The sequence below is a fragment of the Chitinimonas lacunae genome (genome assembly GCF_042650885.1).
Classification (GTDB): domain Bacteria; phylum Pseudomonadota; class Gammaproteobacteria; order Burkholderiales; family Chitinimonadaceae; genus Chitinimonas_A; species Chitinimonas_A lacunae.
In genome coordinates this window covers 3,469,177-3,493,991 of record NZ_JBHSBU010000001.1, presented here as the reverse complement: position 1 = coordinate 3,493,991, position 24,815 = coordinate 3,469,177, and the positions used below count along the sequence as shown (strand labels likewise).

The 24,815-nt window shown below is 62.6% G+C and carries 21 protein-coding genes; 4 read left to right on the top strand and 17 right to left on the bottom strand.

Translation table 11 applies throughout. The features are described 5' to 3' along the window. Window positions 1-27 precede the first annotated feature (27 nt). Window positions 28-3,822 carry a pilus assembly protein gene (locus tag ACFOW7_RS15025; RefSeq protein WP_378165712.1) on the top strand — a complete coding sequence of 1,265 codons (3,795 nt, stop codon included), beginning with the start codon at window positions 28-30 and terminating at the stop codon, window positions 3,820-3,822. A 318-nt stretch (window positions 3,823-4,140) separates the two neighbouring features. Here the strand turns inward: ACFOW7_RS15025 and glmU are convergent, their stop codons facing one another. From glmU to mnmG, 14 genes are all read right to left on the bottom strand, one after another. Continuing rightward, entirely contained in the window at window positions 4,141-5,517 is a 1,377-nt protein-coding gene (glmU, locus tag ACFOW7_RS15020) for a bifunctional UDP-N-acetylglucosamine diphosphorylase/glucosamine-1-phosphate N-acetyltransferase GlmU (protein WP_378165709.1), read from the bottom strand. 146 nt (window positions 5,518-5,663) lie between these two features. Continuing rightward, window positions 5,664-6,092, bottom strand: coding sequence for a F0F1 ATP synthase subunit epsilon (locus tag ACFOW7_RS15015; protein ID WP_378165707.1), 429 nt, complete (start codon window positions 6,090-6,092; stop codon window positions 5,664-5,666). A gap of 15 nt (window positions 6,093-6,107) precedes the next feature. Beyond that, the gene (atpD, locus tag ACFOW7_RS15010; RefSeq protein WP_378165705.1) at window positions 6,108-7,502 is read right to left on the bottom strand and encodes a F0F1 ATP synthase subunit beta; all 1,395 of its coding nucleotides are present in this window, start codon (window positions 7,500-7,502) and stop codon (window positions 6,108-6,110) included. 37 nt (window positions 7,503-7,539) lie between these two features. Next, the gene (gene atpG / locus ACFOW7_RS15005) at window positions 7,540-8,406 is read right to left on the bottom strand and encodes a F0F1 ATP synthase subunit gamma (protein WP_378165703.1); all 867 of its coding nucleotides are present in this window, start codon (window positions 8,404-8,406) and stop codon (window positions 7,540-7,542) included. A gap of 28 nt (window positions 8,407-8,434) precedes the next feature. Further along, entirely contained in the window at window positions 8,435-9,976 is a 1,542-nt protein-coding gene (gene atpA / locus ACFOW7_RS15000; protein ID WP_378165701.1) for a F0F1 ATP synthase subunit alpha, read from the bottom strand. Window positions 9,977-9,984: 8 nt separating this feature from the next. Further along, window positions 9,985-10,521: a F0F1 ATP synthase subunit delta gene (locus tag ACFOW7_RS14995; RefSeq protein WP_378165699.1), complete on the bottom strand. Its 537-nt coding sequence runs from the start codon at window positions 10,519-10,521 to the stop codon at window positions 9,985-9,987. A gap of 6 nt (window positions 10,522-10,527) precedes the next feature. Next, window positions 10,528-10,998: a F0F1 ATP synthase subunit B gene (locus ACFOW7_RS14990; protein ID WP_378165697.1), complete on the bottom strand. Its 471-nt coding sequence runs from the start codon at window positions 10,996-10,998 to the stop codon at window positions 10,528-10,530. A gap of 53 nt (window positions 10,999-11,051) precedes the next feature. After that, the gene (gene atpE / locus ACFOW7_RS14985) at window positions 11,052-11,324 is read right to left on the bottom strand and encodes a F0F1 ATP synthase subunit C (RefSeq protein WP_449252234.1); all 273 of its coding nucleotides are present in this window, start codon (window positions 11,322-11,324) and stop codon (window positions 11,052-11,054) included. A 51-nt stretch (window positions 11,325-11,375) separates the two neighbouring features. Next, window positions 11,376-12,185, bottom strand: a complete 810-nt coding sequence (gene atpB / locus ACFOW7_RS14980; protein ID WP_378165695.1) for a F0F1 ATP synthase subunit A — start codon at window positions 12,183-12,185, stop codon at window positions 11,376-11,378. Between the two features lie 17 nt (window positions 12,186-12,202). Continuing rightward, window positions 12,203-12,547 (bottom strand): ATP synthase subunit I, encoded by a 345-nt coding sequence (locus tag ACFOW7_RS14975; protein ID WP_378165693.1) that lies wholly within the window; start codon window positions 12,545-12,547, stop codon window positions 12,203-12,205. Window positions 12,548-12,695: 148 nt separating this feature from the next. Then, a complete protein-coding gene (locus ACFOW7_RS14970) occupies window positions 12,696-13,541 on the bottom strand; it encodes a ParB/RepB/Spo0J family partition protein (RefSeq protein ID WP_378165691.1) in 846 nt (281 codons plus the stop codon). A 10-nt stretch (window positions 13,542-13,551) separates the two neighbouring features. Next, window positions 13,552-14,316, bottom strand: a complete 765-nt coding sequence (locus ACFOW7_RS14965; RefSeq protein WP_378165689.1) for a ParA family protein — start codon at window positions 14,314-14,316, stop codon at window positions 13,552-13,554. Beyond that, entirely contained in the window at window positions 14,316-14,960 is a 645-nt protein-coding gene (rsmG, locus tag ACFOW7_RS14960; RefSeq protein WP_378165687.1) for a 16S rRNA (guanine(527)-N(7))-methyltransferase RsmG, read from the bottom strand. The genes ACFOW7_RS14965 and rsmG overlap by 1 nt, the downstream gene beginning before the upstream one ends. Beyond that, window positions 14,957-16,861, bottom strand: a complete 1,905-nt coding sequence (gene mnmG / locus ACFOW7_RS14955) for a tRNA uridine-5-carboxymethylaminomethyl(34) synthesis enzyme MnmG (protein ID WP_378165685.1) — start codon at window positions 16,859-16,861, stop codon at window positions 14,957-14,959. The genes rsmG and mnmG overlap by 4 nt, the downstream gene beginning before the upstream one ends. A gap of 242 nt (window positions 16,862-17,103) precedes the next feature. Here mnmG and amrB point away from each other — a divergent pair, with 242 nt between their 5' ends. Next, window positions 17,104-17,910, top strand: coding sequence for an AmmeMemoRadiSam system protein B (amrB, locus tag ACFOW7_RS14950; protein ID WP_378165683.1), 807 nt, complete (start codon window positions 17,104-17,106; stop codon window positions 17,908-17,910). Window positions 17,911-18,267: 357 nt separating this feature from the next. On the opposite strand, the gene parE is transcribed toward amrB, so the two are convergent. Together parE and metK are read right to left on the bottom strand one after the other, a co-directional pair. Further along, a complete protein-coding gene (parE, locus tag ACFOW7_RS14945) occupies window positions 18,268-20,241 on the bottom strand; it encodes a DNA topoisomerase IV subunit B (RefSeq protein ID WP_378165681.1) in 1,974 nt (657 codons plus the stop codon). 404 nt (window positions 20,242-20,645) lie between these two features. Next, on the bottom strand, window positions 20,646-21,815 hold the full coding sequence (gene metK / locus ACFOW7_RS14940; protein WP_378165678.1) for a methionine adenosyltransferase: 1,170 nt from the start codon (window positions 21,813-21,815) through the stop codon (window positions 20,646-20,648). A gap of 3 nt (window positions 21,816-21,818) precedes the next feature. Between metK and ACFOW7_RS14935 the strand changes: the two genes are divergently transcribed. Together ACFOW7_RS14935 and ACFOW7_RS14930 are read left to right on the top strand one after the other, a co-directional pair. Continuing rightward, complete coding sequence (locus ACFOW7_RS14935) at window positions 21,819-22,775, top strand: lysophospholipid acyltransferase family protein (RefSeq protein WP_378165675.1); 957 nt, start codon at window positions 21,819-21,821, stop codon at window positions 22,773-22,775. Further along, the gene (locus tag ACFOW7_RS14930) at window positions 22,772-23,635 is read left to right on the top strand and encodes a lysophospholipid acyltransferase family protein (protein WP_378165672.1); all 864 of its coding nucleotides are present in this window, start codon (window positions 22,772-22,774) and stop codon (window positions 23,633-23,635) included. Before ACFOW7_RS14935 ends, ACFOW7_RS14930 begins: the two co-directional genes overlap by 4 nt. A gap of 46 nt (window positions 23,636-23,681) precedes the next feature. Here ACFOW7_RS14930 and proB read toward each other — a convergent pair whose 3' ends face one another. After that, the gene (gene proB, locus ACFOW7_RS14925; RefSeq protein WP_378165669.1) at window positions 23,682-24,797 is read right to left on the bottom strand and encodes a glutamate 5-kinase; all 1,116 of its coding nucleotides are present in this window, start codon (window positions 24,795-24,797) and stop codon (window positions 23,682-23,684) included. Window positions 24,798-24,815: the final 18 nt, after the last annotated feature.

Here is a 24,815-nt window from a genome sequence, read left to right as displayed (position 1 = left end):
CGCGATTAGAACTAGGAGAATATTTTTATGAACCCCAAGCTCTCGCGTCACCGCGTCCGCCATATCGTCAGTTGCACGCTGGGCGCTTTTGCCCTGCTGGGCGGTCAGCTGGCGCTGGCCACCGATATCTCCAACGAGCCGCTGGCCACCAAGCCCGCCAGCTCGAAGGTGAAGCACAATCTGATGTTCATTCTGGACAACTCAGGCAGTATGAACTGGGCCTATACCCCAGACTGGGTAGTCGGCGGAAATATGTGCCGTGTCTTCGACTTCAACGGCGGCAACGGCCGGACCGACTGTATCGACGGTATGCCGCCCTACTACAGCTCGGATATCAACAGCCAGTACTACAACCCGGACATCACCTACTCGCCGCCGAAAAAGTCCAACGGCAAGGATACCTATCCCAATATGGACCGGGATGAAACCATGAGCTGGACCAAGGTGACGACCGACGCCTACGGGAAGGCGCTCTACGCCTTTTACGACCGTCTGGCCAACTCGAACTACTACCACAAGTACAACCTGGCCAAAGAGTATCCCGACCTGATCTATGGTGCAGGCAAGCGCAATACCAGCACCGAGAGCACCACCGCCAACGGTAACTATGTCTACCCCGACTCATCCAATCGCTCGGTGACGGTCACCTATACCTCCAATCCGTACTACTATCGGCTCAAGTCGAGCATCTACTGCTCGGACGACCTGATGCAATGCCAGACGCAGGCAGGCCCGGACAAGGACCGTCCGCGTCAGGTCAAGGTACTGTGGTGTGACAGTGCAAGCAACAGCGCCAAATGTGTCGGCCGACGCGACGACAACGTCTACCGGGTCCCGGGCTATATGTCGGGCAAGGGCGGTCCTTACAACTTCCAGCGGGTCGATATCAAACCCGACGGCTCAAGCTATCCCAAGGCCGAGACGCGGAGCGACTGTAAGGGAACTACCTGTACCTATGACGAAGAAATGACCAACTTCGCCAACTGGTTCACTTACTACCGCACCCGGATGCAGACCATGAAGTCGGCCGGCTCGATCGCCTTCAGCGCGGTCAAGGGCGAGCGCTTCCGGGTAGGCTTTATCAGCCTGCACAACAACACCAACGACAACTACAGCTTCTTGCAACTGGGCGACTTCGAAGGCACCCAGCGCGATACCTGGTACAACAAGCTGATCAATGAAGTTCCGGGCAGCGGCACCCCGCTGCCGGGCGCTCTGGCACGGGTCGGTCGCTACTATGCTGGCAAGACCGATGCGGTCACGGGCACCGCCAAGAGCCCGGCCATCCAGTACGCCTGCCAGAAGAACTTCGCGCTGCTGACCACCGACGGTTACTGGAACAGCAGCAATACCTTCCCGCCGCTCAAGATCGACGGCAGCCAACTCAACGAGAGCTACGACAGCGATCCCGCCACCCGCAAATACGGTATCTACGACGGCAAGCTGTCCTCAGGCAGCCTGGCCGATGTCGCCGCCTACTACTATCAGACCGACCTGCTCGACGAGAACACGCTCACCGGTACCGACAAGGAGCGCGCGCTCAACAAGTACGGCGAAGCACTCGCTGAGGCCTCGGACAAGGGCGACGTCAAGAACAAGGCTCAGCGGATGACCACCTTCACGCTGGGCCTGGGCGTGGACGGCGAGATGCTGTATCAGCCCAACTACACCGAAGCCAGCACGGGTGACTTCCGCGACATCATCGACGGCAAGCGCGACTGGCCGAAGCCCGCAGAGAACCGGGCCAGCGCCGTGGATGACCTGTGGCACGCCGCCGTCAACGGCCGTGGCAGCTATCAGAGCGCCAAGCAGCCGCAACAGGTGGTGGAAGCGCTGCGCGGTATCCTGAACCGTGCCGACGCCGCGCCTGGTGCAGCCGCTGCCCCCACCTCGACTTCCCCGGTATTCGGTGACGGTGGCACGGAAGACCAGTTTGCCTTCGCTACCACCTACCAGACCATCAGCTGGACCGGTAAGGTCATCGGCACCGAACGCGTGCTCGACACCAATACCAAACAGTATGTGACGCAGCCGATCGCAGGCTGGGAGCCGCATGCCCAGTTGCTGGCCTATAACAGTGGCGCCGACAAGAGCCAGGCGTCCAAGCGGCGGAATATCTTCACCTACGATGGCAGCAAGCAGGTTCCCTTCAAGTTCGAGAGCCTCGACAGCACGGCCAAGCTCTGGCTCGAAAAGCAGAGCAAGCAGCTCAGCCAGTACGATGTGATGACCACCGCGCAACGGACCCTGGCCGACTCCGGCATCAATATGGTCGAGTACCTGCGCGGTGATCAGACCCTTGAAGCCAACGGCATCTTCCGCAAGCGTGCCGGTCTGCTCGGCGACACCGCAGGTGGTCAAGCCACCTTCTGGCAGCAGAACAATGAAGAGTACTCGGACAACGAGTACATGAAGTTCCGCGAGACCCAGAAGAATCGTCTGGCCATGGTCTATGTCCCGGCCAACGACGGCATGCTGCACGCCTTTATCAAGAAGACCAAAGGCATCACGCTGCAAAACCAGGAAGAAGACGGTGCCGAGCTGTGGGCCTATGTGCCGCGCATGGTCATGAAGAACATGCCCAAGCTCGCTTCGAAGGAATACACCGTCAATCACCAGTTCTTCGTCGACGGCGAGCCGAAGATCGAAGACGTGTGGGATGGCAAGAAGTGGCGCACCATCCTGGTCGGCGGCCTGAATGCCGGTGGTCGCGGCTACTATGCCCTCGATGTCACCGATCCGCGTCAACCCGAAGTGCTGTGGGAATTCTGCGGCGACAAGGATGCCTGTAGCGGTGAGAAGTACAGCGACAAGATGGGTCTGTCGTTCGGCCGTCCGCAGATCTTCAAGCTGCCGCCCAACTCGGTTTCGCCGGGTACCTGGGTCGTGGCCTTCGGCAGCGGTTACAACGGCAGCAAGGATGGCACCCAGCCGGGTCGCCTGTTCGTGGTCGATGCGATCACGGGCAAGCCCTACTATCAGATGGACAGCGGCGGTGACGGTCTGGCCCATATCACCGGCTGGGCCTTCAAGGAAGAGCAGCTTACCGACAAGACGGCACAGCACCTGTTCGGCGGTGACCTGGACGGCAATATCTGGCAGTTCGACCTGGGCCAGACCAACCCCAACGCCAAACCGACCAAGCTGGCCGAACTCAAGAAGAACAGCGTCAAGCAGCCTGTGACCACACCGCTGCTGCTGTCGTCGTGTAACGACAAGCCGGTCGTGATCGCCGGTACGGGCCGTCTGCTGGGCGATAGCGATCTGCTGAACAAGGATGACCAGTCGATCTATGTCTTCCGGATGGACGTCCCCGCTGGCGAGCAACTGCTCAACAAGCACAGCAAGATGGTGCAGCAGGTGTTCGACTACACCAAGCTCGGTCCCGATCGCGGTTCGATGAGTCGGCAGGAAATGAAGCCGGTCGACTTCGCCACCCAGAACGGCTGGTATATGGACTTCGAGAGCAAGACGGGCGAGCGGGTCAATGTCTCACCGAAGCTGCTGCTCGGCGGTATCGCTGTCGCCACCAACACACCGCAGAACAGCAGCGGCAATGTGTGTGAGGCTGGCGGTACTTCGTCGATCTACTACTTCGGCGCCTGCGACGGCAAGCTCAAAGTGGATGTGTACCTGCACACCATGATGGCAGCCGGCTTCAACCCGCAGCTCACCACCGATGCCAAGGGCGAACCGACCGCCGAGCTCGACCTGCTCGATACCGCCGGCAACCGGGTCAAGGTCAATCTGGGCAAGCTCAAATACAGCGGCACCCTGCGCGCCAAACGGGCTTCCTGGCGCGAGATCCTGCCGGACAATTGATCGTCAGGCAGCATTGGCAGCAAGAAAAAGCACCTCCGGGTGCTTTTTTCCTTTTTATCTGGATGCCGCGCTGTTATTTGCGATCAGTTTGCAGAATATTTTCATATTGTTCGATGTTGGCATTGGGGCTCACCAAGCCTACGCATCCGTTTTTCGGGTCGGGACATACTGGCGTCAAATTGGCCACAAGTGCTCTAACGGCAAGTACCAACTGTCCAGGCTCTCTTTCTGACCGCCATCGGACGCCTCTCCTCAGCCTATCGCCCAAAGAAAAAAGCACCTCACGGTGCTTTCTTCCACGCAGCACAGCCGGATCACTCAGGACTTAGGCTGTTTAACCGGCCGCTCCCAACCAGCGATAGAAGCCTGGCGCGAGCGTTCAAGCGTCAGTTGTTCCGGCGGGGCATCGCGCGTGATGGTGGAGCCGGCGCCGATGGTGGCACCCTCCCCCAGCCGCACCGGCGCCACCAGCATCGAACCCGAGCCGACGAAGACCCGATCTTCAATCGTCGTGCGCCATTTGTTGGCGCCATCGTAGTTGCAGGTAACGGTACCAGCCCCGACATTGACGCTGGCACCGATATCGGCGTCGCCCAGATAAGTGAGGTGATTGGCTTTGGAGCCATGGCCCACCACACTGTTCTTCACCTCGACGAAATTGCCGATATGCACCGCGTCAGCCAGCCGAGTCCCGGGGCGCAGACGGGCATAGGGGCCGATCCGGGCATCGCGGCCGATGTCGGCGCCGTCGAGATGAGAGAACGGCGCCACCTCGGTGCCGGCGGCGATACGGACATCCTTGAGCACGCAATGCGCGCCGATCCGGACATCATCACCCAGCTCGACTTCGCCTTCGAAGACACAGCCGACATCGATCGACACATCGCGTCCGACCCGCAGCCGGCCGCGCAGGTCGAAACGGTCGGGGTCGAGCAGGGTGACGCCGGCGGCCAGCAGACCGTCGGCCTGACGCCGTTGCAGCGTGCGTTCCATCGCGGCCAGCTGGCGACGGTCGTTGACGCCGTCAGCCTCGCCGGGCCAGGACGGCGATTCGGTGGCAATCGTCAGCCCATCGGCGACCGCCTGGGCCACGATATCGGTCAGGTAGTACTCGCCCTGGGCATTGCCGTTATGCAGCCGGGGCAGCCAGTCGCGCAGGCAATGGAGCGGGGCGGCGACAAAGCCGGTATTGATTTCATGGATCAGCCGCTCGGTCGGATCGGCATCCTTGTGCTCGACGATCCGCTGTACCCGGCCGGCAGCATCGCGCACGATGCGACCATAGCCGGTCGGATCGGCCAGTTCGGCAGTCAGAATCGCCAGACCCTCGGCGTCGGCGGCCGTCAAGAGTCTTTGCAGCGTGGCCGGCGTCACCAGCGGACAGTCGCCATAGAGCACCAGCACCGTGCCTTCGACCAGCTCAGGCAGCGCCTGCTGTACCGCATGACCGGTGCCGAGCTGGCTGGCTTGTTCCACCCAGACGATATCCGTCTCGGCGGCAAAGGCCGCCCGCACCTGCTCGCCGCCGTGGCCATGCACCACCACCAGACGCTGCGGCGCCAGCGCCCGGGCACAGTCGAGCACATGGGCCAGCAGTGCCCGACCGGCCAGCGGCTGTAACACCTTGGGCAGACGGGAATTCATGCGCTTGCCCTGGCCGGCGGCCAGGACGACGATATTGAGGGCAACGCTCATGGCGGATCTCCAGGGCAGCCGATAGCGGGAATGGGGTTGGGCGCGATTATCGGGTCCGACGCGGCCGCCGTAAATGGTGGCGGCGCCACAAAGGAAAAAGGGCAACCTTACGGTTGCCCTTTCGGCTGTCGAGCCACGGACGCGACTCAGTGGGGGCGCTTGCGCAGCTTCTGGATGGCCGCCAGTTGGGCAACGGCCTCGGCCAGTTCAGCCTGGGCCTTGGCGTAGTCCAGCGAAGCGGCACGGTTGGCCAGGGCTTCTTCGGCGCGTTTCTTCGCCTCGGCGGCCTTGGCCTCGTCCAGATCGGCGCCACGGATCGCGGTATCGGCCAGCACGGTGACTACATGGGGCTGCACTTCGAGAATGCCGCCCGACACATAGATCAGTTCTTCCTTGCCGCCCGAGTTAGCCACCCGGATCTGCAACACGCCCGGCTTGATACGCGTCAGCAGCGGGGCATGACGCGGCAGCACGCCGATTTCGCCCTGCTCTCCCGGGGCGGCCAGAAATTCGGCCGTACCCGAGTAGATCAGCTGCTCCGCGCTTACCACGTCCACATGCATCGTCATGGCCATCTTCCACCTGCCTTATTAGAGGGTCTTGGCTTTTTCGACCGCTTCTTCGATCGTGCCGACCATATAGAAGGCCTGCTCCGGCAGATGGTCGTATTCGCCGTTAAGGATGCCCTTGAAGCCGCGCAGCGTGTCCTTGAGCGACACATACTTGCCCGGGCTGCCCGTGAACACTTCGGCGACGTGGAACGGCTGCGACAGGAAACGCTGGATCTTCCGGGCGCGGGCCACCACCAGCTTATCTTCGGCCGACAGTTCGTCCATACCCAGAATCGCGATGATGTCGCGCAGTTCCTTGTAGCGTTGCAGCGTCGACTGCACGCCACGCGCCACTTGGTAATGCTCTTCACCCACCACTTGCGGATCGAGCTGACGCGAAGTCGAATCGAGCGGATCGACGGCCGGGTAGATACCCAGGGCGGCGATATCACGACTCAACACCACGGTGGCGTCCAAGTGGGCGAAGGTGGTGGCCGGCGACGGGTCGGTCAAGTCATCGGCAGGCACGTACACGGCCTGGATCGAAGTGATCGAACCGGTCTTGGTCGAGGTGATGCGCTCTTGCAGACGGCCCATTTCCTCGGCCAGCGTCGGCTGGTAGCCCACGGCGGACGGCATACGACCCAGCAGCGCCGACACTTCGGTACCGGCCAGGGTGTAGCGGTAGATATTGTCGACGAACAGCAGCACGTCACGGCCCTTGCCGGATTCGTCCTTTTCGTCGCGGAAGTACTCGGCCATGGTCAGACCGGTCAGCGCCACGCGCAGACGGTTGCCCGGCGGCTCGTTCATCTGGCCGTACACCATGGCCACCTTATCGAGCACGTTGGAGTCCTTCATTTCATGGTAGAAGTCGTTGCCTTCACGGGTACGCTCACCCACACCGGCAAACACCGACAGACCCGAGTGAGCCTTGGCGATGTTGTTGATCAACTCCATCATGTTCACGGTCTTGCCCACGCCGGCGCCACCGAACAAACCCACCTTACCGCCTTTGGCGAACGGGCAGACCAGGTCGATCACCTTGATACCGGTTTCGAGCAGATCGACCGACTGGTTCAGTTCGTCGAACTGCGGGGCTTTGCGGTGGATGGCCCAGCGGTTTTCGGATTCGACCGGACCGGCCTCGTCCACCGGGTTACCCAGCACGTCCATGATCCGGCCCAGCGTGGCCTTGCCCACCGGCACCGAGATCGGGTTGCCGGTGTTGAGCACGGCCATGCCGCGCTTCAGACCATCGGTCGAGCCCATCGCAATCGCGCGCACCACACCGTCGCCGAGCTGCTGCTGGACTTCCAGCGTCAGTTCAGGCGTTTCGAGCTTCAGCGCATCGAAGACCCTGGGCAGGCCGTCACGCGGGAATTCCACGTCGACGACCGGGCCGATGATTTGCACAATCTTTCCTTGGCTCATCGTTGCCTTCCTAATTTCAGTAATTCGTTTCGCGTCGTCATACCGCGGCCGCGCCGGCGACGATTTCCGACAGTTCCTTGGTGATCGCTGCCTGACGGGTCTTGTTGTAGACCAGCTTCAGTTCACCGATCACGGTCCCGGCGTTATCGGACGCCGCCTTCATCGCCACCATCCGCGCACTCTGCTCGGAAGCCATATTCTCGGCCACGGCCTGGTAAACCATGGCGTCGAGATAACGGACCATCAGATCGTCCACCACCGGCTGAGCGGCCGGTTCGTACAGATATTCCCAGGTATGCTGGGCGACCGGCTTGATGCGGTCGGCCGGAATCGGCACCAACTGTTCGACCGTCGCTTCCTGCTTCATGGTGTTGATGAAGCGGGTGTAGACGATATGGATCTGATCGATCTCGCCGGCGATATAGGCATCAACCAGCACCTTGACCGGCCCGATCAGCTTGTCGAGATGCGGCGTGTCGCCGAGGCCCGCGACATGCGAGACCACCTTGGCGCCCATGCGCTGGAAGAAGCCGAAGCCCTTGCCGCCGATGGTGCTGACCTGGGTCTCGATGCCGGCCTGTTGCCAGGACTTCATCTGGTTGACGGCGGCACGCAACACGTTGGTGTTGAGACCGCCGCACAGACCCTTGTCGGTGGAAACCACGATCAGGCCGACACGCTTGACGGTATCGCGCTTGACCAGGAAGGGGTGGCTGTAGTCCTGCAAGCTCTGCGCAAGGTGAGCGGTCACGTTGCGGATGCGCTCCCCGTAGGGGCGCGCCGCCTTCATGCGCTCTTGTGCCTTACGCATCTTGCTGGCAGCCACCATTTCCATGGCGCGGGTGATCTTCTGCGTGTTCTGGACGCTTTTGATCTTGCTGCGAATTTCCTTGCCGCCTGCCATGATTCGAACCTTTCCTTGTCAGTTCAAATCAATAGGCGCCAGTGGCTTTGAACGACTTGATGGCTTCCGCCAGTTTCTTGTCGTTGTCGCCCGACAGCTCGCCCTTGGTGTCCATCTCTTCGATGATGGCCGGGTGGTTGGCCTTGACATAGGCGTACAGCGCAGCTTCGAACGCCAGGGCCTTCTCGACTTTGATATCGTCGGCCAGGTTCTTTTCCACGGCGTACAGCATCACCGCCAACTGCGACACCTTCTTCGGCTCGTACTGGGCCTGCTTCAGCAGTTCCGTCACCAGACGACCGCGGTCGAGCTGCTTACGGGTGGCTTCGTCGAGGTCCGAAGCGAACTGGGCGAAGGCCGCGAGTTCGCGGTACTGGGCCAGTGCGGTACGGATACCACCGGCGAGCTTCTTGATCACCTTGGTCTGCGCGGCACCACCGACGCGCGACACCGAGATACCCGCGTTGATGGCGGGACGGATGCCGGCGTTGAACAGGTCGGTTTCCAGGAAGATCTGGCCGTCGGTAATCGAGATCACATTGGTCGGCACGAAGGCGGACACGTCACCTGCCTGAGTCTCGATGATCGGCAGTGCGGTCAGCGAGCCGGTCTGGCCCTTGACTTCGCCGTTGGTCAGCTTCTCGACATAGTCGGCGTTGACGCGGGCGGCACGCTCGAGCAGGCGCGAGTGGATGTAGAACACATCGCCCGGATAGGCTTCACGGCCCGGCGGACGACGCAGCAGCAGCGAAATCTGGCGATAGGCCACAGCTTGCTTGGACAGATCGTCGTAAACGATCAGGGCGTCCTGGCCACGGTCGCGGAAGTATTCGCCCATGGCGCAGCCGGAGTAGGCCGAGATGAACTGCATGGCAGCCGACTCGGACGACGCAGCGGCCACCACGATGGTGTGGCCCATGGCGCCATGCTCTTCGAGCTTGCGCACCACGTTGGCGATCGACGAGGCTTTCTGGCCGATGGCAACGTAGATACAGATAACGCCGGTGCCCTTTTGATTGATGATGGCATCGAGGGCAACAGCGGTCTTACCGGTCTGGCGGTCGCCAATGATCAGCTCACGCTGGCCACGACCGATCGGCACCATGGCGTCGATCGCCTTGACACCGGTTTGCAGCGGTTGCGACACCGACTGACGGGCAATCACGCCCGGAGCGATCTTTTCGATCGGGCTCGATTGCTTGGCGTTGATCGGGCCACGGCCGTCGATCGGCTGACCCAGCGCGTTGACCACGCGACCGATCAGTTCCGGACCGACCGGCACTTCCAGAATGCGGCCGGTGCACTTGACTTCGGCGCCTTCGGAAATATGTTCGTATTCGCCCAGAACCACGGCGCCGACCGAGTCGCGCTCCAGGTTCAGTGCGAGACCGAAGGTATTGCCGGGGAATTCGAGCATTTCGCCCTGCATCACATCCGACAGGCCGTGAACGCGGACGATACCGTCGGTCACCGAGACCACGGTACCCGTAGTGCGCGTCTCAGTGCCGCCGGACAGATTCTGAATCTTGCTCTTGATCAGTTCGCTGATCTCGGAAGGATTCAATTGCATGTTTACTCCTAACTGGTGAGGGCCGCACTGAGGCTCGCGAGCTTGCCGCGCACCGAAGCATCGATGACGTCATCACCGATCGTCATCCGCACACCGCCGATCAACTCGGGGACCACGCTGACGGTGGCCGTCACCCGGCGCTTGCAACGCTCTGCGAGCATCTGCGTGAGGTCGGCCAGTTGTTCGGACGTCAGTTCGAAGGCCGATTCGATCTGGGCTTCCACGCTGCCTTCCTCGGTGGCCTTGTACTGTTCGAACAGTTCGGCAATCAGCGGCAGCAGCACGAAGCGGCGGTTTTCCAGCAGCACGGCAAGGAAGCTCGTGACCGGCTCGGTCGCCCGGGCGCCCAGCAGCTCGATCAGAAGCGCCTGGACCTGCTTGGCGCCGAATCGCGGATTGGCGGCGAACTCGGCTGCCAAAGGGTCACGCGCTGCGACAGCCAGCACCGCAAGCGCATCGGACCAGGCGGGCAGCGCGTTCGCTTCCTTCGCCAGCCGGAATACGGCCTCGGCGTAGGGTCTTGCGACGGTAATGAGTTCTGCCATGAGCTTTTACAGTTCCGCTTTGAGGGAGGTCAGCAGGTCGGCATGACGAGCGCTGTCCACTTCGCGACGCAGGATCTTCTCGGCGCCGACGACGGCCAGTTCCGACACGCGTTGACGCAGGTCTTCCTTGGCTTGATGGACTTGCTGATCCAGTTCGGCGCGAGCGCCGGCGATCAGGCGGTCGCCCTCGATCCGGGCCTGTTCCTTCGCTTCTTCGATCAGCTGGCTAGCGCGCTTTTCAGCCTGACCGATGATCTCGGTCGCTTGCTGCTTGGCGCGGCGCAGTTCCTCGGCGGCGCCTTTCTCGGCGAGCACCAGGTCATGCTTGGCTTTTTCCGCGGCGCTCAGACCGTCGGAGATGCGCTTGGCGCGCTCGTCCAGGGTCGCGATCAGCGGCGGCCAGACAAACTTCATCACAAAGGCGATCAGGATGATGAAGACCAGCGCTTGCCCGATAAGGGACGCATTAATGTCCATGTTTATCCCCTGACAGGTTTCAGACTAATTCGCAGTGTTTCAGATCGCGACAATTAGCCGAGACGAGCCAGCAGCGGGTTGGCGGTGGCGAAGAACAGGCCGACGGCAACCGAGATAATGAAGATGGCGTCCACCAGACCGGCGATCACGAACAGCTTCGGTTGCAGGGCGGCAGCGGATTCCGGCTGGCGAGCGGCGCCTTCCAGGAACTTGGCACCAACGAGGGCCACGCCGATGGCGGCACCGACGCCGGCGAGGCCGATCATCAGGCCGATGGCGATCACGGTGAAGCTCTGGACGTTAGCGATCAGGGCCAGGTTTTCCATTTATGTTGCTCCTAAAAGTGAGGATGGTGAGTCAAGAAAAAAACAGCGAAATCAATGCTCTTCAACCGCCAGGCTGCAATACACGATGGTCAGCATCATGAAGATGTAGGCCTGCAGCAGAACGATCAGAATGTGGAAGATGGCCCAGGCGGCACCGGGGATCAGTTGACCCCACCACGGCAACAGGGCGATCAGCATGAACACCAGCTCGCCGGCGAACATGTTGCCGACCAGACGCAGCGCGAGCGACAGGCCGCGCGAGCCGTACTCGACCAGCTGCATGAAGATGTTGATCGGGACCAGGATGGCCACCATGATCGGGTTTTCGGCGTGGAACGGGGTGGTGACGAATTCCTTGAAGAAGCCAACCGGCCCCTTGGCCTTGATGCCCAGCATGATGGCCATGGCGATCACTGTCAGCGACATGGCCAGCGTCTGGTTGATATCGGCGGTCGGCACGACGCGCAGATAAGGCAGATGCAGGACGTGTTGGCCGAACCAGGGCAGCGCGTCGACCGGGATAAAGTCCATGGCGTTCATCAGGAACACCCAGACGAACACGGTCAGGGCCAGCGGAGCGACCAGCTTGCTCTTGCCGTGGAAGATTTCCTTGACGTGACTATCGACCAGCTCGATCACTAGTTCGATGAACAGCTGGAAACGCGAAGGCTTGTCGACGCTGGCGCGACGGGCGACCCAAGCGAATACCGCGACGAACAGGAAGCCCAGGAACAAACTGATGGCCAGCGTGTCCAGGTGGATGGTATTGAAGCCACCGCCTTCCTGCGGCGTGCGCAGGTTGACCAAGTGGTGCTGGATATATTCGGAAGGATTCGCGGGTTGGTGATGTGCAGCCGACATGGTTAGTTAGCAGTTGATTATTTGAGAATCAGTACCAGCCAGTAGGCCGCCAAAGCGGCCAGGAACGCCCCGGCGAACCAGGCAACGTTCGCCCCGCTGAGGTAGAAACCGACGACCATCAGCGCAAGCGCCAGCATGATCTTGACGATTTCACCGAGGAAATGCTTAGCCAGCATTTCCTTGGGGGCCGGAATTCCTTTGGATCGGACGATCCATCCGTACGCCAACACCGCCACGATCTGGCTCGAGCCACCACCTAGGGCGGCGAGCATCGCTTGGGGGCCGGCGAAAAAAAACGCTGTCGCGGCAACGGCCACTGTCAGGGCCGACATCGCGATCAGCACGGTGCGAATCTGCTTCACGAGCTGTGCCCCGGGTGGGGTGGGCCGTGAAAACTCGCGGATATTAGCGGTCTGTCGTGGCATCGGTCAAGCAAAACAGCCAAAAAGCCAGCCTAATTGGCTGTTTTTTCGGACGAAAATTCAACACCACCGCCGGTCCCGGCGGCACTCAGCCTTCAGCGCGCAGCCGCGCAATCAGCCCGTCGAGCTGATCGAGCGAGGCATATTCGATGGTCACCCGGCCGCGTCCCCTGCTGCCGGCTGCGATCGATACTTTGGCGCCCAAGCGATCGGACAGGTCTTCCTGCAAGCGAGCAAGGTCAGGGTCGACCCGCTGCACTGGCTTGGCCGGTGCGTTGTCCTGCGCCTGCTGCACCAGTTTCTCGGTTTCGCGCACCGACAATTCCCGCTCGGCCACCAGCCGGGCCAGCTCGATCTGACGCAATACCGGCAGGCTCAGCAGCGCCCGGGCGTGTCCCATATCGATTTCGCCCGCTGCGAGCCGCTCCTGTACCGGTTCCGCCAGATTGAGCAGCCGCAGCAGATTGGTGACGGCACTGCGCGATTTGCCTACGGCCTGGGCACAGGCGTCATGGGTCAGGCCGAAATCATCGATCAATCGTTGCAGGCCGAGTGCCTCTTCCAGCGGATTGAGGTCTTCGCGCTGGATATTCTCGATCAGCGCCATGGCCAGCGCTGCTTCGTCGCTGACCTTGCGCACCACGGCCGGAATCTCGCTCAGCCCCGCCCGCTGCGCCGCCCGCCAGCGCCGCTCGCCGGCGATGATCTCGTACCGGTCCACCCCCAGCTCACGCGCCAGCACGGGCTGGATTACGCCCTGGGCCCGGATCGAATCGGCCAGCTCGTCGAGCGAGGTGTCGTCCATCCGGCTGCGCGGCTGATATTTGCCTGCTTGCAGATAATGCAGCGGCAATGATTGCAAACGTTCTTCAACCGGTTCGACCGCGCCCAACAGGGCGTCGAGGCCACGGCCCAATCCTTTGAGTTTTGCCATAAGGGGATTCCTACTTTCCGGCCAGACGCGCCAGCAGCTCGTCGGCCAGCGCCCCATAGGCGAGTGCGCCGCGCGATGCCTTGTCGTAGGCGAAGATCGGCCGGCCGTAGCTGGGTGCTTCGGCCAACCGGATATTGCGGGGAATGGTGGTCGCGAGCAGCTTGTCGCCGAAATGCTCGCTCAACTGCTGCGTCACCTGTTGCGCCAGGGTCGAGCGGGCGTCGTACAGGGTGCGCAGCAGGCCATAGATTTCGATACGCGGGTTCAGCGTCTGCCGCACCTTACGCAAGGTATTGACCAGATCGGTCAGACCTTCGAGCGCGTAGTAGTCGCACTGCATCGGGATCAGCACCCCTTGCGCGCAACCCAGTCCGTTCACGGTCAGCAGATTGAGCGCCGGCGGGCAGTCGATCAGCACGAAGTCGTATTCGTCGGCCACGGTAGCCAATGCATGGCGCAACCGGGTCTCGCGGCCTTCCACCTCGATCAGTTCGATCTCGGCGCCGCCCAGCTCGCGATTGGTCGGCAGCAAATCGTAGCCGTGCTCGGTACGGACCCGCACCTCGTCCAAGGTGGCCGTGCCCAGCAGCAGATGGTAAACATGGCGCCGTACCGCATTCTTATCGACACCCGAACCCATGCTGGTATTGCCCTGCGGGTCGAGATCGACCAGCAGCACACGGCAATCGCGCAGGGCAAGTCCGGCCGCCAGATTGACGGCCGTGGTGGTCTTGCCTACTCCGCCCTTCTGGTTGGTGATGGCAATGGTACGCATCAGGCGGCCTCCTCGACCCAGACCAGACAGCGTTCGGCCTCAAGCCCCGGCACCGGCAGCGGTTCGACCCCGAGCATCCGGACATCGGCCGGCAGCGCCGCAATCTCCTCAAACGGATGGACGCCCTTGAGCGCCGCCCAGCGGCCGCCCGGCGCCAGCAGATGGCGGGTCCAGCGCACGAAGTCGGCCAGATCGGCAAAGGCGCGCGAAGTCACGATATCGAAGCCCTGCGCCGGGCGGAACTGCTCGACCCGGTCGCATACCACCTCGACATTGCCAAGGCCCAGCTCGATAGTGGCTTGCTTGAGGAAACTGGTCTTCTTGTGATTGCTGTCGAGCAGCACGATGCGCCAGTCGGGCCGGGCAATGGCGAACGGAATGCCCGGCTGGCCGCCACCCGAGCCGATATCGGCCAGCGTCGCCGGGTGGCGCGCAGCAATCGGCGCCAGCGCCGCCAGGCTGTCGAGCAGATGGTGTGACACCATTTTGGACGGCTCGGTGATCGCGGTCAGGCTATAGACCTTGTTCCATTTGCTCAGCAGCGCCAGATAGTCGAGCAGTTGCCGTTGCTGGACCGGATCGAGCGTCAGTCCGAGCCGGTCTAGGCCCTGTTCGAGTTGTTGTGCCTGTAGCGCCTCGCTCATACGATCTTCCTGTCGTCGCAGCGCGCTTCCTTGAAGCCGCGCTTGAGATGGACCAGCAGCAGGCCGATGGCCGCCGGTGTAATGCCCTGGATGCGGGAAGCCTGTCCCAGCGTCTCGGGGCGATGCTGATTGAGCCGCTGCTGCACTTCCTTCGACAGCCCCGGCACCCGGGCGTAATCGAGGTCGGCCGGCAGCCTGACCGTTTCGATCTCGGCACGCCGCGCCACTTCGTCGTTCTGACGCTCGACATAGCCCGCGTACTTGACCTGGATCTCCACCTGCTCGGCCACCAGCGGATCATCGACCCCGGGCCCCGCACAGGCGAGGCTCATCAAGGCGGCGTAGTCCACGTTGGGACGGCGCAGCAACTGCTCCAGCGTGTATTCGCGCTCGATCGACTGCCCCAGTACACGCTGCGCCTCTGCCTCCTCGACCAGGCGCGGATTGGCCCAGGTGGAAGCCAGACGCTGCCGCTCGGCCGCGATCGCATCGCGCTTGCGGCAGAACAGCGCCCATTGCGCATCGTCCACCACGCCCAGCTGGCGGCCGATTTCGGTCAGGCGCAGGTCGGCGTTGTCCTCGCGCAGTTGCAGACGGAATTCGGCCCGGCTGGTGAACATGCGGTAGGGCTCGGATACGCCGCGCGTGACCAGATCGTCGACCAGCACGCCCAGATAGGCTTCATCGCGGCGCGGCGTCCAGGCTTCCTGCTCGCGCACCTGCAAGGCGGCGTTGATGCCGGCAAACAGCCCCTGGGCAGCCGCTTCCTCATAGCCGGTGGTGCCGTTGATCTGGCCGGCGAAGAACAGGCCGTGGATCGACTTGGTTTCAAAGCTCGCCCTGAGCGCGCGCGGGTCGAAATAGTCGTATTCGATGGCGTAGCCCGGCCGCAGGATATGGGCGTTCTCCAGGCCCTGGATCGAGCGGACGGCCGCCAGTTGGATATCGAAGGGCAGCGAGGTCGAGATGCCGTTGGGGTAGAACTCGTTGGTATCGAGCCCCTCGGGTTCAAGGAATACCTGATGGCTATCCTTGTCGGCAAAACGATTGATCTTGTCTTCGATCGACGGGCAGTAGCGCGGCCCGACGCCTTCGATCACTCCGGTAAACATCGGCGAGCGGTCAAAGCCCGAGCGGATGATCTCGTGGGTGCGTTCATTGGTATGGGTGATCCAGCACGGCAACTGGCGCGGATGCATGGCCCGGTTGCCACGGACCGAGAATACCGGCGTCGGATCGTCCCCGGGCTGCTCGGTCATGCCGGAGAAATCGATGGTGCGGCCGTCGATACGCGGCGGGGTGCCGGTCTTGAGTCGGCCGACGGGCAGCTTCAGCTCGCGCAGTCGGGCCGATAGCGTGACCGAAGCCGGGTCGCCGGCACGGCCGCCAGTATGGTTTTCCAGGCCGACGTGGATCTTGCCGGCGAGAAAGGTACCCGCCGTCAGCACCACCGCACGGGCGTCGAAGCGGATGCCGATCTGGGTGACGACCCCGACCACCCGGTCGCCTTCGACCACCAGATCATCGACCGCCTGCTGGAACAGGGTGAGATTGGCCTGGTTCTCCAGCATCGAGCGGATCGCCGCCTTATAGCGGACCCGGTCTGCCTGGGCCCGGGTGGCACGCACGGCCGGGCCTTTGCTGGAATTGAGGATGCGGAACTGGATGCCGCCGAGGTCGGTAGCCAGCGCCATGGCACCACCCAGGGCATCGACTTCCTTGACCAGATGGCCCTTGCCTATCCCGCCGATCGACGGGTTGCACGACATCTGGCCCAGGGTTTCGATATTGTGGGTCAGCAGCAGGGTTTTAACGCCCATCCGCGCCGCAGCAAGCGCCGCTTCGGTTCCGGCATGGCCGCCGCCGACTACGATAACGTCGAACCGGTCAGGATAATGCATGGCAAGTGCCTGAAAACAAATGATAAAGGGTCGGTATTCTACGACAAAAGCGCCGCAAGCGGCAGATTCGCGCAGCGGACTTGCCGGACCAGTGGCCGCCCATGCTGCGGCGCGCCATGGCAGCCCACTTACAAGCCTTTGATTCTCCTTAAAAATTCGAAAGTCCGATGTGGATTTTCGGTTGACCGGCGCTGACAGAAGTGCAAACTACAGCCCTGAACACCGAGTCGAGGAGTCCCACGATGCCGACCGACCACACCGTCCGCCCGCCGGCCGTGGCCGGGGTTTTCTACCCCGAGGACCGCGAAGTCCTGCTCGACACCGTCGATGCGCTGCTGCACCCCGCCCTGACCGCACCTGAGTTGAGCGCCAAGATCCTGGTCGTGCCGCATGCGACCTATCAGGTCTGCGCCCCGGTAGCCGCCTGCGCCTACCGGACCTTACGCGGCCGCTCCATCGAACGGGTGGTGCTGCTCGGACCTGCCCACCGTGCCCCGCTGCGCGGTCTGGCGCTGCCGGGTGTCACTGCTTTCTCCACTCCGCTTGGCGAAGTCGCCCTCGATGCCGAACTGGCCGCCCGCGCCCTGGCCCTGTCCCAGGTGACGACCGTGCCGGGCGCCCATACCTTCGAACATTCGCTCGAAGTCCAGTTACCGTTTCTACAGCGGCTGCTGCCGCAGTTCACCATTCTGCCGCTGGCCGTGGGCGCTGCCCTGGCCGACGAGGTGGCCGATGTCCTCGAACAGGTCTGGGGCGGCCCCGAGACCTTGATCGTGGTCAGCAGCGACCTGTCGCACTACCTGCCCTATGCGCTGGCCCAGCGCGTTGACAAGCAGACCTGCAATACCCTGCTGACGCTCGACGGCATAATCAGCCACGACCAAGCCTGCGGCGCCACCCCGCTCAACGGCCTGGTGCGCGCCGCCCAGCGCCATGGGCTCAGGCCGCATCTGCTCGATCTGCGCAATTCGGGCGATACCGCCGGGGAAGCGGGTTGTGTCGTCGGCTTTGCCGCGCTGGCCTATACCGAGCCGGTGGCGCACGCCTGAAAATCGCCTCCCACTCTACCGATGGCTCTCTTCAGCTATGCGTTTTACGCATAAATAACAGCCTATCTGCTTTACTTTCTATTGCTCATATAAAAAATAGCCATGCAAAAAACGCATGGCTATTGTTTTTCTGGCCTCAGCGGTCTCGGCTCTAGCCTATACCCATTCTCGCTCAGAATGGCCTGCCCGGACGCGCAGCTCCGAGGTGGAATGAATCGTTGCCCCATGAACCGTCTTCGTGTTCGTCACAAGCTGACTGTTGAACGCAGACAATAAGGCATCAAGCCACTTTGCCTTCCACGCCGCCTCCGACAGAGCAAAAGTGGAGGCCATAACGAATGAGAACAGGCTTGCCGGTCAGATATCGCCTTCCGCCAGATTGCCGTTGGTTTCGAGCCAAGCGCGGCGGGCCGAGGCTTCACCTTTGCCCATCAGCATGGTCATGGTGCGGGTGGTGACGCCTTCGACCGGATCGAATTCGACCTTGAGGGTGCGGCGGGTGTCGGGGTTCATGGTGGTGTCGAACAGTTGCTCGGCACTCATTTCGCCCAGGCCCTTGAAGCGGCTGATCTGCCAGCTGCCTTCACGTACCTTTTCCATCCGCAGTTTGTCGAGCACGGCCTCGAGTTCTCCATCGTCGAGCGCATAGAGCTTTCTGGGCGGCTTGTTCTTGCCTTGGCCTGGCACATCGATCCGATAGAGCGGCGGCTGGGCGATATAGACATGGCCGTTTTGCACCAGTTGCGGAAAGTGGCGGCAGAACAGCGTCAGCAGCAGCACCTGGATATGCGAGCCGTCCACATCGGCGTCCGACATCACCAGCAGCTTGCCGTAGCGCAGATTGGACAGATCGACCTGTTGCTCGATCGTGTGCGGATCGACCCCGATGGCCACGGCGATATCGTGGATTTCGTTATTGAGGAACAGCTCGTCGCGGTCGACTTCCCAGGAATTGAGCACCTTGCCGCGCAGCGGCAGGATGGCCTGGAAGTCCTTGTCGCGGCCCTGCTTGGCCGAGCCGCCGGCCGAATCGCCCTCGACCAGAAACAGCTCGCGCCGGCTGACATCGTCGCTGGTGCAGTCGGTGAGCTTGCCCGGCAGCACCGCCACGCCCGAGCTTTTCTTCTTGACCACCGTCTTGGCTGCCCGCATCCGGCTCTGTGCCTGGCGGATCGCCAGATCGGCCAGCTTGCGGCCGTATTCGAGATGCTCGTTGAGCCACAGCTCGAACGGGTCGCGCACCTGGCTCGATACCAGCCGCAGCGCATCGCGGCTCGACAGGCGCTCCTTGGTCTGGCCCTGGAACTGCGGGTCGAGCACCTTGGCGCTCAATACAAAGGAGGCCCGGGCGAACAGGTCTTCGGGCAGCAGCTTAACGCCCTTGGGCAGCATATTGTGCAGATCGACGAAATTCTTGATCGCATTGAACACGCCGTCGCGCAGACCGGTTTCGTGGGTGCCGCCCGAGGGGGTGGGGATCAGGTTGACGTAGCTCTCGCGCGCGGTGGCGCCTTCCTCGGTCCAGGTAATGACCCAGGCGGCACCTTCGCCTTGAGCGAAGCTATCGCTTTCTTCACTGATATAACGCTCGCCTTTGAACAGCGGAACCACCAGTTCGATATCGGCCAGCCGCTCGCTCAGATAGCCGGCGAGGCCGTCGGGGTAGTTCCAGCTTTTCTGCTCCACCGAGCCGTCGCGCTTTTCCAGCGCCAGGGTCACGGTGATGCCAGGCAGCAGCACGGCCTTGGAGCGCAGGATATGTTCGAGTTCGCCCAGCGGGATGGTCGGCGAATCGAAATATTTGGGATCGGGCCAGCAGCGCACCATGGTGCCGGTATTGCGCTTGCCGACCTCACGCAGCGCGCTGAGCGGCTCGACCACGAAACCGTCGGCAAAGGCCAGCGCGTGCTCCATGCCTTCGCGCTTGACCCGGACTTCGAGCCGGGTTGACAGGGCGTTGGTGACCGACACCCCGACCCCGTGCAGACCGCCCGAGAACGAATAGGCGCCGCCGTCCTTCTTGTTGAACTTGCCGCCGGCGTGGAGCTGGGTAAACACCACCTCGACCGTCGGCACCTTCATCTCGGGGTGCAACCCGACCGGAATGCCCCGGCCGTCGTCGGCCACCGAGATCGAGCCGTCCTGGTGCACCGTCACCGCGATGGTGCGGGCAAAGCCGCCCAGCGCCTCGTCGGCGGCGTTATCGATCACTTCCTGGACGATATGGAGCGGGTTCTCGGTCCGGGTATACATGCCGGGCCGGTGCTTCACCGGTTCCAGACCCTTGAGCACCTTGACCGAGGATTCGTCGTATTGGGGAGCGGCAGCCATGGGATGGGAATTCGAGAAATGCAGGTCGGGCGCAGTCTAAGGACCGCAGCGCCAGCGTGCAAGCGGCTCCGGCACGGCCTGACCGGGCCGTCCGCCCCCTGCCGGTCCTTCATGACAGCGCGCCGATGCGCGCCAGATCTGGAATACGCTCGTTTACCGACTGCGGCTTATCGCCTTCGACGGCGCGGAAATTTTTTGTAAGCCGGACGGTTGAAAAGCATTACGGCAACCAGGCAGACGAGGGAGGCGATGCTGGCGGGCCCGTTGCGCTTCAATGAAGGCATCTACGGCAAAATACAAATTATCAGCAAAAAGGCTGCAAGATTCCTAGCGGTATATAAACAAAAAATAAAAAACGCCCCGATTTCAATCGGGGCGCCTTGGCGGACGGGCCAGCGGCCGGTTTACAGCTTGGCGTCGGCGCGCAGCGCTTCGGCCTTGTCGGTGGCTTCCCAGCTGAACTCGGGTTCCTCGCGGCCGAAGTGGCCGTAGGCGGCAGTCTTGCTGTAGATCGGGCGCAGCAGGTCGAGCGACTGGATGATGCCCTTGGGACGCAGATCGAAATGGCGCTTGATCAGCTCGACGATCTGTTCGTTCGGGATCTTACCGGTATCCCAGGTATCGACCATGATCGACACGGGCTGGGCGATACCGATGGCGTAGGCCACCTGGACCTGGCACTGACGGGCCAGACCGGCTGCCACCACGTTCTTGGCGATATAGCGGCCCATATAGGCAGCCGAACGATCGACCTTGGACGGGTCCTTGCCCGAGAAGGCGCCACCGCCGTGCGGAGCAGCCCCGCCGTAGGTATCGACGATGATCTTGCGGCCGGTCAGACCGCAGTCGCCTTGCGGGCCGCCGATCACGAAGCGACCGGTCGGGTTGATGAAGTATTTGATATCGCCCTTGACCAGCTCAGGCGGCAGCACGGGCTTGATGATGTCTTCGATCACCGCCTCTTGCAGCACCTGGTAAGCGATATCGGGGTGATGCTGGGTCGATAGCACGATGGCGTCGATGGACAGCGGACGGCCGGTATCGGCGTCGTAGCGGATGGTCACCTGGCTCTTGGCATCGGGGCGCAGCCAGGGCAGGCGGCCATCCTTGCGCAGTTCGGCCTGCCGTTCGGTCAGGCGGTGGGCCAGATAGATCGGCAGCGGCATCAGGGTCGGGGTTTCGTCGCAGGCGTAGCCGAACATCAGGCCCTGGTCACCGGCCCCTTGATCGAGGTCGATCCCGCGGCCTTCGTCGACGCCCTGGGCGATGTCGGGCGACTGCTTGTCGTAGGCCACCAGTACCGCGCAGCCCTTGTAGTCAAAGCCCAGTTCCGAGCTGTCGTAGCCGATGCGCTTGATGGTGTCGCGTGCCACCTGGATATAGTCCACATTGGCGTGGGTGGTGATTTCACCAGCCAGCACGCACAGACCGGTATTCACCAGGGTTTCGGCCGCCACCCGGGCGTGTTTGTCCTGGGCCAGGATGGCATCGAGAATGGCATCAGAAATCTGATCCGCCACCTTATCGGGATGGCCTTCCGAGACCGACTCCGAGGTGAACAGAAATTCGCGCATGGGATGATTCCTCTTGGGTTCTGGAACGGTCCGCCTACGGTATTCGTCGCCGCAAGCCGCTACAATGCCGCGTTCGATCGATGGGCTTACCGGATGCTGACCGTTTGTCTGAAATTCTTGGCCTGGTGGCCATTATGGCTGCTGCAAGGCCTCGGCGTGCTGGCCGGTTGGATGGCCTATCTGGCTGACGGCAGCTACCGTCGCCGGCTGGGCGACAATGTGCGACAGAGTGGTCTGGCCGCGCAAGGGGTTTGTTATAACCGTTTGTTACATAGGGCCATACGCGAACACGGAAAAGGTGCGTTCGAACTGCTGGCTGCCTGGGGTCGTCCTTCGAGTGCCGTGGCGGCGCTGGTACGGCGCTGTCAGGGCTGGGAACTGGTCGATGCCGCGCTGGCGGCACAACGGCCGCTGATCTTCGTGACGCCCCATCTGGGCGCCTTTGATGTCGCCGGACGTTATATCAGCACCCGTCTGCCCTATCCTTTGACGGCCATGTATCGACCGCCCAAGCTGCGCTGGCTCGAACCGCTGATGAACGCCGGCCGGGTGCGCGATAAAGGCCGCACGGCACCTGCCACCGCAGCCGGGGTACGCCAATTGCTCAAGGCGCTCAAGAGTGGCGAAGCCACCGTCATCCTGCCCGATCAGGCACCGGGCGCCGGCGAAGGCGTCTGGGCTGATTTCTTTGGCCGTCCGGCCTATACCATGACCCTGTTGCCCCGGCTTGCCACCGCCGCCGACGCGGTGGTGCTGTTCTTTTTCGCCGAACGGCTGAGCTGGGGGCGGGGCTATGTGGTCCATATCCTGCCGATGCAGGGCGAGTTTCGCGGCGAGCGCGAGGCCGATGCCCTGACCCTTAACCGCAATATCGAGAACCTGATCCGTATGGCACCGACGCAATACCTGTGGAGCTACAACCGTTACAAGCGCCCAGCCGGCGCGCCGGAGGCGGCATGACCCGTCCTGTCCAGGCCCTGATGTGGCTATTGCACTGGCTGCCTTTTTCGCTGCTGGGGCGGCTCGGTACGCTGCTGGGCCATCTGCTTTATCTGTTTGCCCTGGAGCGGCGTCGGGTAGGCCGGATCAATCTGTCGCTGTGCCTGCCCGAACTCGACCAGCGCGCCCGCGACCGGCTGCTGCGCGCCCACTTCGTCGAAATGGCCCGCACGCTGCTCGAATACGGTTACTGCTGGTACGCCACGCCCGAGCAGATGAAGCGGCTGGTGCGCATCGAAGGTCTGCACCATCTGGAAGCCCAGGCCGGGCATCCGGTCATCCTGCTGGGCGCTCATTTCACCGGTCTGGAGATGGCCGGGATCCGCCTCTCCATCGATGTGCCGATGGCCGATATCTATACCCGGCAGAAAAACCGCAGCCTGGATGCCCTGATCCACGAGAAGCGGCTGCGCTTTCAACAGAACGGCCGGCTGATCTCGCGCCAGGACGGCATCCGCCCGGTGCTGCGTGCGCTCAAGGAAGGCTTTCGCCTCTACTACCTGCCCGACCAGGATCTGGGCCCCAAGGAATCGGTGTTCGTGCCGTTCTTTGGGGTCGAAGCCGCCACCATCACCGGCCTGCCCCGCCTGGCCCGGGCCAGTGGCGCCGCCGTGCTGCCCTGTTTCGTGCGGCGCGAAGCGGACGGCTATGTGCTGGAGATCGAAGCACCGCTCACCGATTTCCCCAGTGACGACCCGGTGGCCGACACCATCGGGATGAACAGCCTGATCGAAGCCAAGGTCCGCGCCCGGCCGGCCCAGTATTTCTGGCTGCACAAGCGCTTCAAGACCCGACCGGAAGGGGAGGCACGGTTTTATTGAGATGGTGTTCAGGCCATCGGGGCACCCAGGCGACGGCGGACAGCGCTTACAGCACCACCAGGTTATCGCGATGAATCAACTCCGGTTCATCGACAAAGCCCAGCACGGCCTCGATCTGACCGGTCGGCAGCCCCAGGATGCGGCGTGAATCGGCCGCGTCGTAGTTGATCAGGCCACGGGCGACTTCCACGCCGGCCGGGTCGAGGCAGCGCACCATTTCGCCGCGATGGAATTCGCCTTCGATGCGGGTGACGCCGATCGGCAGCAGACTGGTGCCCTGTTCGCGCAGGGCGCGCACGGCGCCGGCATCGAGCGTCAGCGTGCCGCGCAATTGCAGATGGTCGGCCAGCCACTGCTTGCGGGCGGCGATACGGCTGGTGCGGGCGGTAAGCTGGGTGCCGATCGACTCGCCCTGGACCAGCCGGGTCAGCACCTGTTCTTCGCGGCCGCTGGCGATGATGGTATGGGCGCCGCTTCGGGCGGCGCGTTTGGCCGCGATGATCTTGGTGTACATCCCGCCCGTGCCGACTCCACTGCCGGCGCCGCCAGCCATCGCTTCGAGTTCGGGCAGACCCGCTTCGGCCTCATGGACGAATTCGGCATCGGGGCATTTGCGCGGGTCGGCCCGATACAGACCGCGCTGGTCGGTCAGGATTACCAGCGCGTCCGCCTCGATCAGATTGGTGACCAGCGCACCCAAGGTGTCGTTGTCACCGAATTTGATTTCGGTGGTCACCACCGTGTCGTTTTCATTGATGATCGGAATCACCCCGAGCGACAGCAGCGTCAGCAGGGTCGAGCGGGCGTTGAGATAGCGGGTGCGGTCGGCCAGATCGTCGTGGGTCAGCAGGATCTGCGCCGTTTTGAGGCCATGCTGGCGAAAGCAGCGTTCATAGGCTTCGACCAGCCCCATCTGGCCCACGGCGGCGGCGGCTTGCAGTTCATGCAGGGCATGGGGCCGCTTGATCCAGCCAAGTCGCGCCACCCCTTCGGCAATGGCGCCCGAGCTGACCAGCACCACTTCGCGGCCCAGCCGCGCCAGGGCGGCGATCTCGGCAGCCCAGCGGCCGAGCGCCTGATGATCGAGGCCGCGGCCATCATTGGTGACCAGACTGGAGCCGACTTTGACGACGATGCGATGGGCAGACGGTAGGGCGCGCATAAACACTCTTGCGTAGGC